This window comes from Streptomyces sp. NPDC104381 (genome assembly GCF_055583745.1).
Genome location: NZ_JBVJNK010000003.1, coordinates 392,432 through 407,719, shown reverse-complemented (window position 1 = coordinate 407,719; position 15,288 = coordinate 392,432). Strand labels below are relative to the sequence as shown.

Sequence of the window (15,288 nt, the reverse complement as noted above, 5' to 3'; positions counted from 1 at the left end):
AACTCCGACGGTGCCACGCAGGCTCTCCACACCCGGAACGCAACGATGCGGCCGACCGGAAGCGATGCGTTTCCGGTCGGCCGCACAGATATGCCCTGGGACCCTACTGCCGGGCCATCTCCTCCTTGAGCGCCAGCACGAACGCGTCGACGTCGTCCTCGCGGGTGTCGAACGCGCACATCCAGCGGACGTCCCCGGCCTTCTCGTCCCAGAAGTAGAACCGGAACCGCTTCTGCAGCCGCTCGGTCACCTCGTGCGGCAGCCGCGCGAACACGGCGTTGGCCTGGACGGGGTGGAGGATCTCCACCCCGTCCACGGTCCGGACCCCCTCGGCGAGCCGCTGGGCCATGGCGTTGGCGTGGCGTGCGTTGCGCAGCCAGAGGTCCTTGGCGAGCAGCGCCTCCAGCTGGACCGAGACGAAGCGCATCTTGGAGGCGAGCTGCATCGACAGCTTGCGCAGATGCTTCATCGCCCGGACCGCGTCCGGGTTCAGGACGACGACGGCCTCGCCGAAGAGCGCGCCGTTCTTGGTGCCGCCGAAGGACAGCACGTCGACACCGACCGTGTTGGTGAACGTGCGCATGGGCACGTCCAGGGACGCGGCGGCGTTGGCTATCCGGGCGCCGTCGAGATGGACCTTCATGCCGCGCTCATGGGCGTGCTCGCAGATGGCGCGGATCTCTGCGGGGGTGTAGACCGTGCCGAGCTCGGTGTTCTGGGTGATCGAGACGACCTGCGGCATGGCCCGGTGCTCGTCGTCCCAGCCGTACGCCTCCCGGTCGATGAGCTCCGGGGTGAGCTTGCCGTCGGGGGTCGGGACCGTGAGCAGCTTCAGCCCGCCCACCCGCTCCGGCGCGCCGCCCTCGTCCACGTTGATGTGGGCCGACTCCGCGCAGATCACGGCACCCCAGCGGTCGGCCAGCGCCTGGAGGGCGACGACGTTCGCCCCGGTGCCGTTGAAGACCGGGAAGGCCTCGGCGGTGGGGCCGAAGTGGCTGTGCATGACCCGCTGGAGGTGTCCGGTGTAGTCGTCCTCGCCGTAGGCGACCTGATGGCCGCCGTTGGCGAGGGCGAGGGCGGCGAGCACCTCGGGGTGGGCACCCGCGTAGTTGTCACTGGCGAAACCGCGTACCTGCGGATCGTGATGACGTCGCGCATCGGTCCTTACGGTTGCGGGGTCAGCCACAGACGCTTTCCGTTCACTTCTCCGGCGGGCATGTCCCAGACCCCGGCGATGGCCTCGGCCAGCTCCGTGACGTCCGTGAAGCCCGCGAACTTCGCATTCGGGCGCTCGGCGCGCATCGCGTCGTGCACCAGTGCCTTGACGACCAGGATCGCAGCAGCGGATGTCGGGCCCGCGTCACCCCCCGCCTTACGGAAGGAGTCGGCCAGGGCCAGCGTCCATGCCTCGGCCGCCGCCTTGGACGCGGCGTAGGCGGCGTTCCCGGCGGTGGGGCTGCCGGCACCGGCGGCGCTGACCAGCACGTACCGGCCCAGGTCGCTGCGCTGGAGGACCTCGTGGAAGGCCAGCGACGTCGACTGGACCGTACGGATCAGCAGCTTCTCCAGATAGTCCCAGTCGGCCAGGCTGGTGTCCGCGAAGTTGGCGCCGCCGCGCCAGCCCCCGACGAGGTGCACCAGTCCGTCGACCCGGCCGAACTCCTTCTCGGTCTTGAGGGCCCACTCCCGCGCGGCCCCCGGATCGAGGAGGTCCACCGTGTCACCGGTGACGGTCGCTCCTCCGTGGGCGTAGCGCGCGGCGTCGACCGCCTCCACGAGCCGCTCGGGGTTCGCGTCGGAGGCGACCACGGTCGCCCCCGCCTCCGCGAGCCTGAGCAGGGTGGCGCGGCCCGCCGGCCCCGCCGCTCCGGCCACCGCGATTACCGCGCCCTCGAGCACTCCGCTGTCGGCACTGCCTGTTCCGTTCATCGCCACCGCCTCCTCAGAACCCGCGCTCACGCAGCTGCCCGCCCGGCGTCCGCCGCGGTGATCCCCTTGGTGGAGGCGATCACATGCTTCAGCTTCTTCGAGAGCGCCTCATAGAACATGCTCAGGGGAAACTCGTCAGGAAGCACGTCGTCGACGAGTTTCCGAGGGGGCTGATCGAGGTCCAGGGCGTCGGGACCCTTGGCCCAGCGCGATCCGGGGTGGGGCGCGAGATAGGAGGAGACCAGGTCGTACGCCGCGAACCAGTGCACGAGCTTGGGGCGGTCGATGCCGTCGCGGTAGAGCTGCTCGATCTCACCGCAGAGCTGGTTGGTGACCTCGGGGGCGCGGGCCCAGTCGATCTTGAGCGTGTTGTCGGTCCAGCGGACCACGTCGTGCTTGTGCAGGTAGGCGAAGAGGAGCTGACCGCCCAGACCGTCGTAGTTGCGCACCCGCTCACCCGTCACGGGGAAGCGGAACATCCGGTCGAAGAGCACGGCGAACTGGACGTCGCGGCCCTGGCCGAAGCCGTCGGCCTCCAGCTTCACGGCCTCCCGGAAGGCGGTGAGGTCGCAGCGCAGCTCCTCGAGCCCGTACATCCAGAACGGCTGGCGCTGCTTGATCATGAAGGGGTCGAACGGGAGGTCGCCGTGGCTGTGGGTGCGGTCGTGGACCATGTCCCAGAGCACGAAGGCCTGCTCGCAGCGCTTCTGGTCGCCGAGCATCTCGCGGATGTCGTCGGGCAGCTCGACGCTCAGCAGCTCGACGGACGCCTCGGTCACGCGGCGGAAGCGGGCGGCCTCGCGGTCGCAGAAGATGCCGCCCCAGCTGAAGCGCTCCGGCGCCTCGCGTACGGCGATGGTCTCGGGGAAGAGCACGGCGGAGTTGGTGTCGTAGCCCGAGGTGAAGTCCTCGAAGGTGATCCCGCAGAACATCGGGTTGTCGTAGCGGGTGGCCTCCAGCTCGGCGAGCCACTCGGGCCAGACCATCCGCAGCACGACGGCTTCGAGATTGCGGTCCGGGTTGCCGTTCTGCGTGTACATCGCGAAGACGACGAGGTGCTGGAGGCCGTCCGCCCGGTCCTCGGCGGGCTGGAAGGCGAGCAGGGAGTCCAGGAAGTCCGGGACGCCGAAGCCCTCGGCAGTCCAGCGGCGCAGATCGGTGACGAGCGCGCGGTGGTAGGCGGCGTCGTGCGGGAGCAGCGGGGAGAGCTGCTCGACCGCGGCGATCACGCGCCCGACGACGGCTCCGGCCGCCTCGGCGGACGGGGCGCCGTCGGCCTCGAAGTCGATGGAGCCGTCCTTGGACTGCCAGGGGCGGAGCTCCTCCACGGCACTCTTGAGCGCCGGCCAGGCCGGGTGCTCCACGACCCGCTGGGCAGAAGCTATCGCGCCGGTGGCGGCGGCATGCTCAAGAATTTCCGTCATAACACTTCCTTCACGGGAGAACCTCGCGTCAAGTAACCGTATCCATCTCCGGTTCCTTCGGACAAGTGGAGGGCAGAAAATTATCCTGCCGACCTACATGTTCACCGTTATTTTTCCTGCCACACCTGGATGCGACAACTTCTTCCGCCGGACTGGTAGGGCGAAGACCGTCCTGTACGCGAGAACTGGTTCCCTGGGGGGTAGGAGCCGCACGCGGGCGAACACGACGGACGGAAGCGGGGAGTGCCTTGACTTTTCTCACCATCGGTCATCGCGGGGTCATGGGCGTCGAGCCGGAGAACACGCTGCGCTCGTTCGCGCACGCGGAGCAGGCCGGCATGGACGCCGTCGAGCTGGATCTCCATCTGAGCAAGGACGGCGCGCTCGCCGTGATGCACGACGCGGCCGTGGACCGTACGACGGACGGGCGGGGCCTGATCGCCGAGAAGACGCTGGCGGAGCTCCGCGAGCTCGACGCCGGACAGGGCGAGCGGGTGCCCGTCTTCGAGGAGGTCCTCGACGCGATCGGCTCACCCCTCCAGGCCGAGATCAAGGACGTGGCGGCGGCGCGGGCCCTGGCGGAGGTGATGAGGCGGCGTGACCTGGCCGGCCGGGTCGAGGTGTCGTCGTTCCACGACGAGGCGGTCGCCGAGATCGCGCAGCTGGTCCCGGGGGTGCGCACGGTGCTCATCGCCAGCCGCTGGGAGGCCGACGTGGTGGACCGGGCGAAGGCGGTGGGCGCGGCGACGCTCGCCCTGAACATCCGCCGTCTCACCCTCGAGGTGGTCGAGCACGCGCACGCCGAAGGCCTGAAGGTGATCGGCTGGGTGGTCAACACCCCCGACCATCTGCGTCTGGTCCGGGCGCTGGGCCTGGACGGCGCGACGACCGACTACCCGGAGATCCGGCGCGCGGGCCGCTTCACCGCCTGAGACCGCGGTGGCCTGCGGCGCGCCCCGACGCCCTAGAGCTCCTTGACCAGGAGCTCGAACACGAGGTCGTCGCGCTGCGGGATGCCGAAACGCTCGTCGCCGTACGGGAAGGGCGTGAGCTCTCCCGTACGGCGGTAGCCCCGGCGCTCGTACCAGGCGATCAGCTCCTCGCGGACCGAGATCACCGTCATGTGCATCTCGGCGACGCCCCAGTCCTCGCGGGCGGTGCGCTCCGCCTCGGCGATGATGACCTTGCCGAGGCCCGCGCCCTGGAGCCCCGGCTTGACCGCGAACATGCCGAAGTACGCGTTCTTCCCCCGGTGTTCGAGCTGGCAGCAGGCGACCGGCGCGCCGTCGAGCTCGGCGACGAGGACCTTGCCGGAGGGGGTCGCGAGGATCTCGCGCACCCCGTCGGCGTCGGTGCGCTGCCCCTGGAGGATGTCCGCCTCGGTGGTCCAGCCGGCCCGGCTCGCGTCGCCCCGGTAGGCGGACTCGACGAGCCGCACCAGGACCGGCACGTCGTCGCCGGTCGCGTCGCGGAAGGTGAGTTCTGCCTGTGCCGTGGCCGGTGCGCTGTCCATGTGGCTCTTCTCCGGTGGTGTGCTCTGCCGAGGGTGCTCTCCCGAGACTAACCCGGCCCCGACCGCCCCCCGCAGGCCCCTGGCGCGCTCCCCCAGTACCCCAATGCGCCCCGGTAGAGGCGGCCGGTACGGGGCATCGATGGGACGACACCGGCGTGATCCGCCGTAGGGGAGGTGCACCGTGCACGGACCGGCGCTGTCCGGCTGGCTGCTCATGGTGCTGTGCGCGGCCACAGGGGCGTACTGCCTGCTGAGGACCCGCGACGGCACACGGCGCGAACGCGCCTCGGCGCGCGCCGAGGCGCTGATGGGGTTCGGGATGGCCGCGATGGCGGTGCCCGCGGCCCTGCTCACGCTCCCGGACCGGACGTGGGTGGTGTACGCGGTGGTGTTCGGCGCCGCCGCGCTGCACGCGCTCCGGTCCGCCGGGCGCGGCGGCCATCATCTGCACCATCTGGTCGGCTCGCTCGCCATGGTCTACATGGCCCTGGCCATGGGGCCGGGGGCCGCCCATCCGGCGGGCGGCGGTCACCCGGGCCACGGGTCGGCGGCCGGGCCCGCGGGGGGCGTCCCCGTACTGACGGGGGTGCTGCTGGTCTACTACGCGCTCTACGTCCTGCACGCGGCGGGACGGCTGATACCGGCTCCCTCGCCCGCCGGGGTGCCGGCCGGCCGGAGCGGCGGCGGATCCGCACCGGCCTGGGGCGCGCGGCCGGAGCTGGCCCTGGCGTGCAGGCTGACCATGGGGATAGGCATGTTCGCCATGCTGCTCACCCTGTGAGACGGCGGGCCTCCCGCCCCGTGTCCTACGTCACTTGGCGCGCGCGGCCATACCCGTGGGGAGTCGGCGCTCATAGGCTGACGCCATGTTGGTCTCCCTCGCGCTGCTGCTGCTCGGTGCACTGGCCGCCGTCGTGGCCCCGGGCCTGATGGCGAGGGCCCGGTGGCCGGAGCGCGAGCCGGTCGTGGCCCTGTGGGTCTGGCAGTGCGTGGTCGCCGCCGTCCTGCTGTCGTTCGGGCTCTCCATGACCCTCAGCGCGGCCGCCGCCTGGCAGGCGGTCCGCGGCCATGTCTTCGCGCCCGCACCGCACGCGGTGGTCGAGGCCTACGCCCTGGGCGCGTACGGGCCGTGGTCGGCGGTCATCGCGGTCCTGCTGGCGTTCGGCGGGGTGTGGTCGGCCACCATGCTCGTACGGGAGATCCACCGCGCCCGGGTCCGGCGCAGGAGGCGGCGCGCCGAACTGCTGGTCCGTTCCCCGCTGATGCCGGGCGAGGAGCCGGGCGGCGGGCGCCTCGTGGTGCTGGAGGGCGAGCGTCCCGACGCCTGGTGGCTGCCGGGGGCCGCTCCGCAGCTCGTCATCACCACCGCGGCGCTCGGCCGGCTGAAGGGGCGTCAGCTCGATGCCGTGCTGGCACACGAGCAGGGGCACGCCCGCGCCCGCCACGACTGGCTACTGCACTGCTCGGACGCGCTGGCGACGGGATTCCCGCAGGTGCCGGTGTTCGCCGCGTTCCGCGACGAGATGCACCGTCTGGTCGAACTGGCCGCGGACGACGTGGCGTCACGGCGCTTCGGCCGTCTGACGATCGCCCTCGCCCTGGTCGAACTCAACGAGGACCGGGGGGTGTTCGGCCCCGCCCCGGCCTCCGGCGCCCATCTGCCGCTCAGGGTGAACCGCTTGCTCGCCCCCGTCGAGCGGCTCACCGCGGGGCGCCGGCTGCGGCTGACCGCTGCCGCGGCGCTGGTGCCCGTGGTGCCGCTGCTGGTGGCCTTCGTGCCGGGACTCAGGGCTCTGGGATAGCTTCACACGCCCCAGGTGAACGAGGATCTCCCCATGTACTCCCCTCCCCGTCCTCCGCGCACCCGGGTCCCCGGCCTGCTCACCGGCCTCGTCTGCGCCTCGCTGTCCGTCGTTCTGCTCGTGCTGGTCGCGGTGCGCTGGCCGCCCCTGATGTCCCTGGACACGACGGTGGCCGAGGCGCTGCACCGCGAGGCGGTGACCCGGCCGGGGCTCGTCCGGGTCGCCCGGGTGCTGACGGACTGGGTGTGGGACCCGTGGGCCATGCGCGTACTGACGGCGGTCGTCGTGATCGCCCTGTGGTGGCGTGGCTCCCGGCTGCTCGCGGGGTGGATCGCGGCGACCTGTCTGATCGCCGCGCTCGTCCAGCAGGGACTCAAGGCGGCGGTGGGCCGGGAACGCCCGCAGTGGCCCGACCCGGTGGACTCGGCGCAGTTCGCGGCCTACCCGTCGGGGCACGCCATGACGGCCGCGGTGACCTGCGGGATGCTCCTGTGGCTGCTGCGCCTGTACGGCGCGCAGGCGCCCCTGTGGTGGGGCTCACTGGTGCTCGCCGTGGTCTCGGTGGCCGGCGTGGCTCTCACCCGTGTCTATCTCGGCGTGCACTGGCTGAGCGACGTGCTGGGCGGAATCCTGCTGGGGGGCGCCACGGCCGCGCTGTCCGTGGCCGCGTACACCGCGTACACCGCGCGCACGCGGAGACCGGCCGGTGACGGCGACGGGCCCTTGTAGATCCTCACCCGAGGCGGAGAGGATCCGGACCATGCAGATCAAGGGTGTGCTTTTCGACTTCTCCGGGACCCTCTTCCGGATCGAGTCCGTCGAGGCGTGGCTGCGTGCTGTTCTCGACGCCCGCTCCACGGCCGTGGAGCCGGCGGACTTCGGGCGCTGGGTACGCCGGCTGACCGCGGCGGGGGCGCTGCCCGGCGGTCCGGCCCCCGAGCGGATCCCGCCGCCGCTGGCCGCCGCGTGGGCCGAACGCGACCGCACCGCGCGGACGCACAGGGAGGCGTTCACCGGACTGGCCCGCGAGGCGGATCTCCCCGACCCGGCGCTGTACGACGCGCTGTACGACCGCCATATGAGCCCCGACGCCTGGCAGCCGTACCCCGACGCGGAGGAGGTCCTGCGCGGGCTGCGCCGGGACGGTGTCGCGGTGGGAATCGTGAGCAACATCGGCTGGGACCTGCGCCCCGTCTTCCGGGCGCACGGCCTGGACGCGTTCGTCGACGCGTACGTCCTGTCCTACGAGCACGGCGTCCAGAAGCCCGATCCTCGGCTGTTCCGTACGGCGTGCGGGCTGCTGGAGCTCGATCCCGCCGACGTGGTCATGGTCGGTGACGACCGCCACGCGGACGCCGGTGCGGCGGCCGTGGGCTGTGAGGTGCGTTTCGTGGACCATCTGCCGGTGGCGGAGCGGCCGGACGCGCTCCGGGCACTGCGCCTCACGGAACACGCCGGGGAGAAGCCGTACACAGGCGGTTCGTGAAGGATTCCGGGAGACGGTGTGAGGGATATCCCTGTCCCGAAGGGGCTCCGAAGGCCCTGCGGGGGTTTAGCTTGGTGGACATGTCCCCGTATCCGAACCCGTCCGCCGCCGTGCGCCCCGCCTCCGTGGTCAACGAAGAGATCCGCACCCTGTGGCAGCGCTCGGGCGGATTGCTGTCCCCGGCCGACGAGTCCGAGTACCAGCGCCTCCTGGTGGAGTGGGCCGCGGCCGCGGGAACGAGCGTGCGGCCCGCGGCCTGACCGGTCGGGCGGCGCCGCCCCCGGCTGATTCCGGCGATCCCCCGCATCGCCGGAATCAGGGGTACAGCATGTCCCCGCGCCGACCCGGCGGTCAATGAGATAAACGTGCCCCGCCGGGCGGAGACCGTCCGGCGGGGCACGTGTGTTCAGCTGCGGGTCGTACGGTGGATCAGCGGTCGAAGTAGTCCGGCTGCGTCTGGACGTTGAGCTCCTTCAGCCGCACCTTCTTCGCCGGGTCGGTCCGACGGTCGTCGAGCTTCAGGACGTCGAAGCCCTTCTCGATGTCGTTGGAGTAGATGTAGCCGTTGTAGTAGTACGCCGACCACGGACCGGCCGTGGTGACCTCGTCCAGGGTGACCGGGCCGCGCTCGAAGTACGCGATCTCCTTGGGCTTCGCGGAGTTGGTGAAGTCCCAGACGGAGACCCCGCCCTGGTACCAGGCCTGGACCATCAGGTCGCGGCCCTTGACCGGGATGATCGAGCCGTTGTGCGCGACACAGACCTCGGTGTCGGCCTGCGGGCGGTCGATCTTGAAGTAGGAGCGGAAGACCAGCTTGCGGTGGTCGCCCTTGCCGGTGATGTCGTAGATGCCGTCGGCACCGCGGTCGGGGCCGATCTCGTCGTTGCAGGTGGCCGCGCCGCCGCCGCCGAGCTCATCGGTGAAGACGACCTTGTCGGCCTTCTGGTTGAAGGTCGCGGAGTGCCAGAACGCGAAGTTCACGTTGTCCTGGACACGGTCGATGATCTTGGGGTGCTCCGGGTCCTTGATGGAGAACAGCAGACCGTCGCCCATGCACGCCCCGGCCGCCAGGTCCTTCGAGGGCAGCACGGTGATGTCGTGGCATCCGGTGGTCTTGGAGACGCCGGGGTTGGTCGGCGCGCCCGGGTTGCCGCCGTCCGGGAAGAGCACCGGGAAGTTCACGATCCGGGACTTCTCGGGCGTGCTGCGCGGCACCTTGATGACGGAGATCCCGTCGTGCGGCGGCTGGCAGTCGGGGAACGTCTCGTTCGGCGAGTACGAGGAGACGTACACGTAGACGTTCTTGCGCTCCGGAATGATCGTGTGGGTGTGCGACCCGCACGCGGTCTCGACGGCGGCGACGTACCTCGGGTGACGCTTGTCGCTGATGTCGAAGACCTTCATGCCCTCCCAGGAGGACTTCTCCGTGGCCGGCTGCGTGGTGCTCGCACAGGAGTCGTCGCTGCGCGAGGAGTCGGTCGACAGGAAGAGCAGGTCCCCCGAGACGGAGATGTCGTTCTGCGAGCCGGGGCAGAGGACCTGCGAGACGGTCCTCGGCTTCTTCGGATTGCTGATGTCGAAGATGCGGAAACCGTCGTAGTTGCCGGCGTACGCGTACTTCCCCTGGAAGGCCAGGTCCGTGTTGAGCCCCTTCAGCGCGTCCTTGGGGACGTTGGCGAGGTGCTTGATGTTGGAGCTGTGGACGATCTCGTCCACGCCGGGTATCTCGCCGCTCTCGATGGCGGCTCTGGCTTCGGCCTGTTCGCTCACGGAGACACCGCTGCGGGTGGTGGCGGCGTCACCCGGATCGGGGGTCGCGGCTGCGGGCCCGGCCGTGAACAGCGTGGCAATGAGTCCGGCCGCGGCTGTCACCACACCCAGACGTCTCCTCCGCACGCTGGTGGTGTGCAACGAGGTCACTGCGTCCTCCCTAGTGTCCGTTCGTCGACGAACGGTTCATGGACCCCGGCAGTATGACCCGTATCATGTACACACCAACAGACGGCAACAGAGACGTAATAAAGTTTTTGATCACGGGCCGGGTGCAAGGCGGGGAGACTGTCCGCAACACACTCATGTGGCAATGGAGGTCGTCGTGTTGATGCACCGTCGGAACACCCGCGTGCGCACAGCAGCTCTGGCGGCGGCGCTCGTGGCCGCCGTCCTCTCACTGGGCGGCTGCGACGACGGCGACGACGGGACGAAGGCCGGGGCGGACGAAGGTCCTTCGGTCGTGGCTCCGGGCAGGCCCGGCGAACCGGCCAGGACGCTGTCGGCCGAGGAGGCGGTGAAGGCCGCCGGGGACAACACCCCCAACTCCGCCGACTTCCGCTACGCCCGCATGATGATCGCCCATCACGAGCAGGCGCTCGTACTGACCGCACTCGTCCCCGGACGGGCCGCCTCCACCTCCGTCGAGCGGCTGGCGAAACGCATATCGGCCGCCCAGAAGCCCGAGATCGGCGCCATGGAGGGCTGGCTGAAGAAGAACGGCGGCGATGACCGCGAGGAGACGCACGAGGACCACGCCGCGATGCCCGGGATGGCCACCGACCAGCAGATCGCGCGACTGCGGGCCGCGCACGGCAAGGCGTTCGACCAGCTGTTCCTGGAGTTGATGATCACCCACCACCAGGGGGCGGTCACCATGGCGACCGAGGCGCTCGCCGACGGCAACAACGTGCTGGTGGAGGAGATGGCCAACGATGTCGTCGCCCAGCAGACCGTGGAGATCGACCGGATGCGCGGACTGATGGCCTGAGGGCCGCGCCGGTGGGCCGAGGCGCGCTGGAGGGCCCCCTCCGGGCCCGCGAGCCCCTCCCCGCTTCCCCCGGCGGTGCCATGCTGGAGGCAACCGCCCAAGGAGGTGCGCCGTGCTCCGTGTCGCCGTCGTGGGTTCGGGGCCCAGCGGGGTCTACACGGCCCAGGCCCTGCTGGAACAGTCGCGGGTACCGGACGTGCGGGTGCATGTACTGGACCGGCTGCCCACCCCGTACGGGCTGGTCCGCTACGGCGTGGCGCCCGACCACGAGAAGATCAAGTCGCTCCAGGGCAGTCTCCGGTCGGTCCTGGAGGACGACCGGATCACGTTCGTCGGACATGTCGGGGTGGGCGTCCCGGGCGGGGTGTCACCCGACCGGCTCAAGGAGCTGTACCACGCGGTGGTCTACTGCGTCGGTGCCGCCGCCGACCGGCCGCTCGGCGTTCCCGGTGAGGGGCTGCCGGGGAGCTTCTCGGCCACCGAGTTCGTGTCCTGGTACAGCGCCCACCCGGACGCGGCCGTCGACGGCTCCGCGCTCCGGGCCCGTTCGGCCGTGGTGGTGGGAGTCGGCAACGTGGCGGTGGACGTGGCCCGCGTCCTCGCCCGTGGCGCGGCCGAGCTGCGCGGCACGGACGTCCCGCCGGCCGCGCTCGACGCCCTGGAGGCGAGCCAAGTGCGCGAGGTCCACATCGTCGGGAGGCGCGGGCCCTCTCAGGCCAGGTTCACCACCAAGGAGCTGCGCGAGCTCGGCGCGCTCCCCGGGGCGCGGATCGTCGTCGACGGGGCGGAGCTCGCACGCGATCCGGCGTACGCGGCTGCCGGCAGCCAGGGCACTCCCCTGCCCGCCGCGGTCCGGCGCAATCTGGACGTGCTGCGCGGATGGGCGGCGGATCCTCCGCCCGCGGCGGCCGACGCGGAGCGCCGCCTCCGGCTGCGGTTCTTCCTGCGGCCGGCCGCACTGCTGGAGCGGGACGGCCGGGTCGCGGGCGTGCGGTTCGCCCGGACGGCCCCGGACGGCGCCGGAGGGGTGCGGGACACCGGGGCGTACGAGGACATCGAGGCCCAGCTGGTGCTGCGGGCGGTGGGGTACCGGGGCACGCCCCTGCCCGGCCTGCCCTTCGACCCGGTGAGCGGCACCGTGCCGCATCGGGCGGGCCAGGTGGTCAGGGGCGGGCAGGCGTCGCCCGGGGAGTACGTCGCCGGGTGGATCAAGCGTGGTCCCACCGGGGTGATCGGTTCGAACAGGTCGTGCGCGAAGGAGACGGTCGCCTCACTGATCGACGACGCCCCGCTGCTCCTCGGCCGCGAGGTGCCCGCCGACCCGCTGGGGGTGCTCCGGGGCCAGGGGCTGCTGCCGGTGGAGTGGGACGGCTGGCTGGCCATCGAACGCGCCGAGTCGGCGCTCGGCCGCTCGCTCGGACGCGGGCCGGTGAAGATCCCCGACTGGTCCGGACTGCTCGACGCGGCACGCGGCGGTCCCCGTTAGGCCGTCGCCGAGGGGTGTCAGCCCTGGCCGAGACGCTCGGCCTGCAGGTCGACCCCGGCGAGGACACTGTCCAGCAGGCCGGGGAAGAGGGCGTCCAGGTCCTCGGTCCGTACACAGCTCAGCTTGGCCGTCCCCCGGTAGAACTGGGCGATGACGCCGTTCTCCCGGAGCACCCTGAAGTGGTGCGTCGTGGTGGACTTGGAGACCGGGAGGTCGAAGCGGGAGCAGGCCTGTTCGTCGGCGGCGCCCGCCAGTTGGCGCACGATCCGGAGCCTGATCGGGTCGGACAGCGCGTGGAGCACTCCTTCGACGCGGATCTCCTCGCGCGAGGGGTGGGCGAGCACGCGAGCGGCGTTCGTCGTCACGGTGGCTCCACTTCGTACCGGGGGCTCCATTGTACGAGAGCCGTCGTAGTTTTATCCACGCGCCGCCGTCACGAGCCGGACCCGGGGGCTGCCGTCCGGCCGCCTGCCGAATTCCTCCAGGGGCAGCAGCCGCACGGTGAATCCGGTCCGTACGAGGTCGTCCACCACGCCGGCGAGCGGGAACGTGCGGTAGTACATGACGAACGGGGGGCGCCACAGGGCGTTGCGGGCCCGCATGGCCAGGTCGAAGCCGAGCAGTGACCAGTAGGCCCGGGAGCCCACGGCGGGAGGCGCGCCCACCGGGAAGACGAACAGTCCGCCCGGCCGGAGCGCCGCGTACACCTGGTCGAACAGCCCTGGGCGCTCCGTCGGCAGGAAGTGGCCGAACGCCCCGAAGCTCAGGGCCAGGTCGAAGGCCCGCTCGAACGGCAGCGCCAGGGCGTCGGCCCGGACCCAGTCCACCGCGGGGCCGCCGGTGGTACCGGCGTACGCGGCCCGGGCGACGCCGAGCATCCCGGCGCTGAAGTCGACCCCGGTGACCCGCTCCCGGCAGAGCTCCCGCAGCACGCCGACGCCCGCTCCGGTGCCGCAGCAGACGTCCAGGCCCCGGTCGAACGGCCCGAGGGGCCGCACCGCGTCGGCGACGGCTTCGAGCACCCGGTCCGGGGTCCGGTAGGGCGTCAGGTCGAACTTCGGGGCGAGCAGGTCGTATCCCCGCATGGTCGAGGAGAGCGCCTGTGCGGCCAGCTCGCGCAGCGTGGGGCCCTGGGGAGTGAACATCGCCGCTCAGCCTACCCACTCCGTGGTGGCCGAGATCCCGGACGCGCCTGCGCGACCGCGGTCAGACCGAGCGGTGGTACTGGTCCGGGACATGCGGTTCCGCGCCGAGTTCGCGCGCGGCGTGCCGGGCCCACGACGGGTTGCGGAGCAGCTCCCGGCCGAGGAGGACCGCGTCGGCCTCGCCGTTCTCCAGGATCTTCTCGGCCTGCTGCGGCTCGGTGATCATGCCGACGGCGGCGACGGGCAGGGAGGTCCCGGTCTTGACGCGGGCCGCGAAGGGGACCTGGTAGCCGGGGCCGACGGGGATGCGGACGCCTGCGGCGTTGCCGCCGGTGGAGGTGTCGAGGAGGTCGACACCGTGGGCCTCGAGGTCGGTGGCGAAGCGGACCGTGTCGTCGGCGGTCCAGCCCTCGCCGTCCTCCAGCCAGTCGGTGGCGGAGATGCGGAAGAACAGGGGGAGTTCCTCGGGCCAGACGGCGCGTACGGCGTCGACGACCTCCAGGGCGAAGCGGGTGCGGTTCTCGTACGAGCCGCCGTACTCGTCCGTGCGCCGGTTGGAGTGCGGGGAGAGGAACTCGCCGATCAGGTAGCCGTGGGCGCCGTGGATCTCCACGATCTCGAAGCCGGCGTCCAGGGCGCGGCGGGCGGCGTCGGCGAACTGCCGGACGACGCCCTCGATGTCTCCGACGGTCAGCTCGGTCGGCACGGGGTGGTTCTCGTCGAACGCGATCGCACTCGGCGCGACCGGCTGCCATCCGTGGGCGTCCGGGCCGACCGGGGCGCCGCCCTTCCAGGGCTGCCCGGTGGAGGCCTTGCGGCCGGCGTGGGCGATCTGGATCGCCGGCACGGTGTTCTGGCTCTTCAGAAAGGTCGTGATGCGGCGGAACGCCTCGACCTGGGTGTCGTTCCAGATGCCGAGGTCCTGCGGCGAGATACGGCCTTCGGGGCTCACCCCCGTCGCCTCGACGATGATGAGGCCGGCGCCGCCGGCCGCGCGGGCGCCGTAGTGCTGGAGGTGCCAGTCCGTCGGGGCGCCGACGGCCGGCCCGTCCGGGGCTGCGCTGTACTGGCACATCGGGGCCATCCAGACGCGGTTGGGAACGGTCAGCGACCGCAGGGCGTAGGGCTCGAACAGTGCACTCACAGGGAGCTCCGGATTCCTCGGGACACGGCGGGCGGCGCGACGGCCCGGGTGCGCCGGGCCGTCACTTGGTACGAGATTCACCGTACTACGAAGTTCACCGTACTACGGCGGATGTCGAAATACGAGACGGCCCGTACGTGCCCTCTCATGCGCCGGGGAGCCGCCTGCACGGGCCGGGGAGCCGGTACGCCGCCCGCCTCACCGCTCCGGACCCAGTCGGCGCCGGAGGCGGATGCCGGCGTCCGCCTCGTACATCTGGCTCCAGCTGCGTCCGCCTCCCGATGTCCAGGTCACCTGGACGTTCGCCCCGTCCGTCCGGACGGCCTCGACCGTCATCAGCCGGTTCCCGTCCCGTACGTCGCCGCGCCGCAGCTCGCGTGCCGCGACCGTGACGGGCTCCCCCGAGTGCGCGTGCTCCGCCTCGGTGGCCGCCGCGACCAGCGCCGCGGCCAGTTCCCTGGCCGCGGCCGGTGAGCAGGACCAGGAGGCGCCCGCGATGCGGATCCCGACCTGGAGAGGCCCGTCCGGCGGCCCGGGGGCCACCTCCAGCGCCGTACCGCGCCCCTCGGTGTCCCGGATCTCGATGCTCATCCCTGTC

Annotated in this window: 17 protein-coding genes; 8 read left to right on the top strand and 9 right to left on the bottom strand. The window is 71.6% G+C overall.

Annotated features, from left to right (window positions below):
• Positions 1-103: 103 nt before the first annotated feature.
• From ACZ607_RS11290 to ACZ607_RS11280, 3 genes are read right to left on the bottom strand one after another with little or no spacing between them, the layout of a single operon-like run.
• Entirely contained in the window at positions 104-1,186 is a 1,083-nt protein-coding gene (locus ACZ607_RS11290; RefSeq protein ID WP_469734061.1) for a threonine aldolase family protein, read from the bottom strand.
• Positions 1,165-1,929, bottom strand: coding sequence for an SDR family NAD(P)-dependent oxidoreductase (locus tag ACZ607_RS11285; protein ID WP_469734059.1), 765 nt, complete (start codon positions 1,927-1,929; stop codon positions 1,165-1,167). The genes ACZ607_RS11290 and ACZ607_RS11285 overlap by 22 nt, the downstream gene beginning before the upstream one ends.
• Positions 1,930-1,955: 26 nt before the next feature.
• Entirely contained in the window at positions 1,956-3,353 is a 1,398-nt protein-coding gene (locus ACZ607_RS11280; RefSeq protein ID WP_469734057.1) for a DUF6421 family protein, read from the bottom strand.
• A gap of 248 nt (positions 3,354-3,601) precedes the next feature.
• Here ACZ607_RS11280 and ACZ607_RS11275 point away from each other — a divergent pair, with 248 nt between their 5' ends.
• Positions 3,602-4,285, top strand: coding sequence for a glycerophosphodiester phosphodiesterase (locus tag ACZ607_RS11275; protein WP_469734055.1), 684 nt, complete (start codon positions 3,602-3,604; stop codon positions 4,283-4,285).
• Between the two features lie 32 nt (positions 4,286-4,317).
• On the opposite strand, the gene ACZ607_RS11270 is transcribed toward ACZ607_RS11275, so the two are convergent.
• On the bottom strand, positions 4,318-4,866 hold the full coding sequence (locus tag ACZ607_RS11270; protein ID WP_469734054.1) for a GNAT family N-acetyltransferase: 549 nt from the start codon (positions 4,864-4,866) through the stop codon (positions 4,318-4,320).
• A 181-nt stretch (positions 4,867-5,047) separates the two neighbouring features.
• On the opposite strand from ACZ607_RS11270, the gene ACZ607_RS11265 reads away from it, so the two are divergent.
• The 5 genes from ACZ607_RS11265 (at position 5,048) to ACZ607_RS11245 (ending at position 8,414) form a co-directional block, all read left to right on the top strand.
• Positions 5,048-5,647 (top strand): DUF5134 domain-containing protein, encoded by a 600-nt coding sequence (locus ACZ607_RS11265; RefSeq protein WP_469734052.1) that lies wholly within the window; start codon positions 5,048-5,050, stop codon positions 5,645-5,647.
• Positions 5,648-5,732: 85 nt separating this feature from the next.
• Complete coding sequence (locus ACZ607_RS11260; RefSeq protein WP_469734050.1) at positions 5,733-6,668, top strand: M56 family metallopeptidase; 936 nt, start codon at positions 5,733-5,735, stop codon at positions 6,666-6,668.
• Between the two features lie 33 nt (positions 6,669-6,701).
• The gene (locus ACZ607_RS11255; protein WP_469734048.1) at positions 6,702-7,397 is read left to right on the top strand and encodes a phosphatase PAP2 family protein; all 696 of its coding nucleotides are present in this window, start codon (positions 6,702-6,704) and stop codon (positions 7,395-7,397) included.
• A 31-nt stretch (positions 7,398-7,428) separates the two neighbouring features.
• Complete coding sequence (locus tag ACZ607_RS11250) at positions 7,429-8,154, top strand: HAD family hydrolase (RefSeq protein WP_469734046.1); 726 nt, start codon at positions 7,429-7,431, stop codon at positions 8,152-8,154.
• 80 nt (positions 8,155-8,234) lie between these two features.
• On the top strand, positions 8,235-8,414 hold the full coding sequence (locus ACZ607_RS11245; RefSeq protein ID WP_099172224.1) for a hypothetical protein: 180 nt from the start codon (positions 8,235-8,237) through the stop codon (positions 8,412-8,414).
• A 169-nt stretch (positions 8,415-8,583) separates the two neighbouring features.
• Here the strand turns inward: ACZ607_RS11245 and ACZ607_RS11240 are convergent, their stop codons facing one another.
• The gene (locus ACZ607_RS11240) at positions 8,584-10,074 is read right to left on the bottom strand and encodes an LVIVD repeat-containing protein (protein ID WP_469734044.1); all 1,491 of its coding nucleotides are present in this window, start codon (positions 10,072-10,074) and stop codon (positions 8,584-8,586) included.
• 181 nt (positions 10,075-10,255) lie between these two features.
• Between ACZ607_RS11240 and ACZ607_RS11235 the strand changes: the two genes are divergently transcribed.
• The gene (locus ACZ607_RS11235; RefSeq protein WP_469734915.1) at positions 10,256-10,915 is read left to right on the top strand and encodes a DUF305 domain-containing protein; all 660 of its coding nucleotides are present in this window, start codon (positions 10,256-10,258) and stop codon (positions 10,913-10,915) included.
• Positions 10,916-11,027: 112 nt separating this feature from the next.
• Positions 11,028-12,401 (top strand): FAD-dependent oxidoreductase, encoded by a 1,374-nt coding sequence (locus ACZ607_RS11230; protein ID WP_469734042.1) that lies wholly within the window; start codon positions 11,028-11,030, stop codon positions 12,399-12,401.
• Between the two features lie 17 nt (positions 12,402-12,418).
• On the opposite strand, the gene ACZ607_RS11225 is transcribed toward ACZ607_RS11230, so the two are convergent.
• The 4 genes from ACZ607_RS11225 to ACZ607_RS11210 form a co-directional block, all read right to left on the bottom strand.
• Complete coding sequence (locus tag ACZ607_RS11225) at positions 12,419-12,796, bottom strand: ArsR/SmtB family transcription factor (RefSeq protein ID WP_469734040.1); 378 nt, start codon at positions 12,794-12,796, stop codon at positions 12,419-12,421.
• A 21-nt stretch (positions 12,797-12,817) separates the two neighbouring features.
• A complete protein-coding gene (locus tag ACZ607_RS11220; RefSeq protein ID WP_469734039.1) occupies positions 12,818-13,546 on the bottom strand; it encodes a class I SAM-dependent methyltransferase in 729 nt (242 codons plus the stop codon).
• A 61-nt stretch (positions 13,547-13,607) separates the two neighbouring features.
• Positions 13,608-14,690 carry an NADH:flavin oxidoreductase/NADH oxidase gene (locus tag ACZ607_RS11215; RefSeq protein WP_469734037.1) on the bottom strand — a complete coding sequence of 361 codons (1,083 nt, stop codon included), beginning with the start codon at positions 14,688-14,690 and terminating at the stop codon, positions 13,608-13,610.
• A gap of 198 nt (positions 14,691-14,888) precedes the next feature.
• On the bottom strand, positions 14,889-15,281 hold the full coding sequence (locus ACZ607_RS11210) for a hypothetical protein (RefSeq protein ID WP_469734036.1): 393 nt from the start codon (positions 15,279-15,281) through the stop codon (positions 14,889-14,891).
• Positions 15,282-15,288 lie beyond the last annotated feature (7 nt).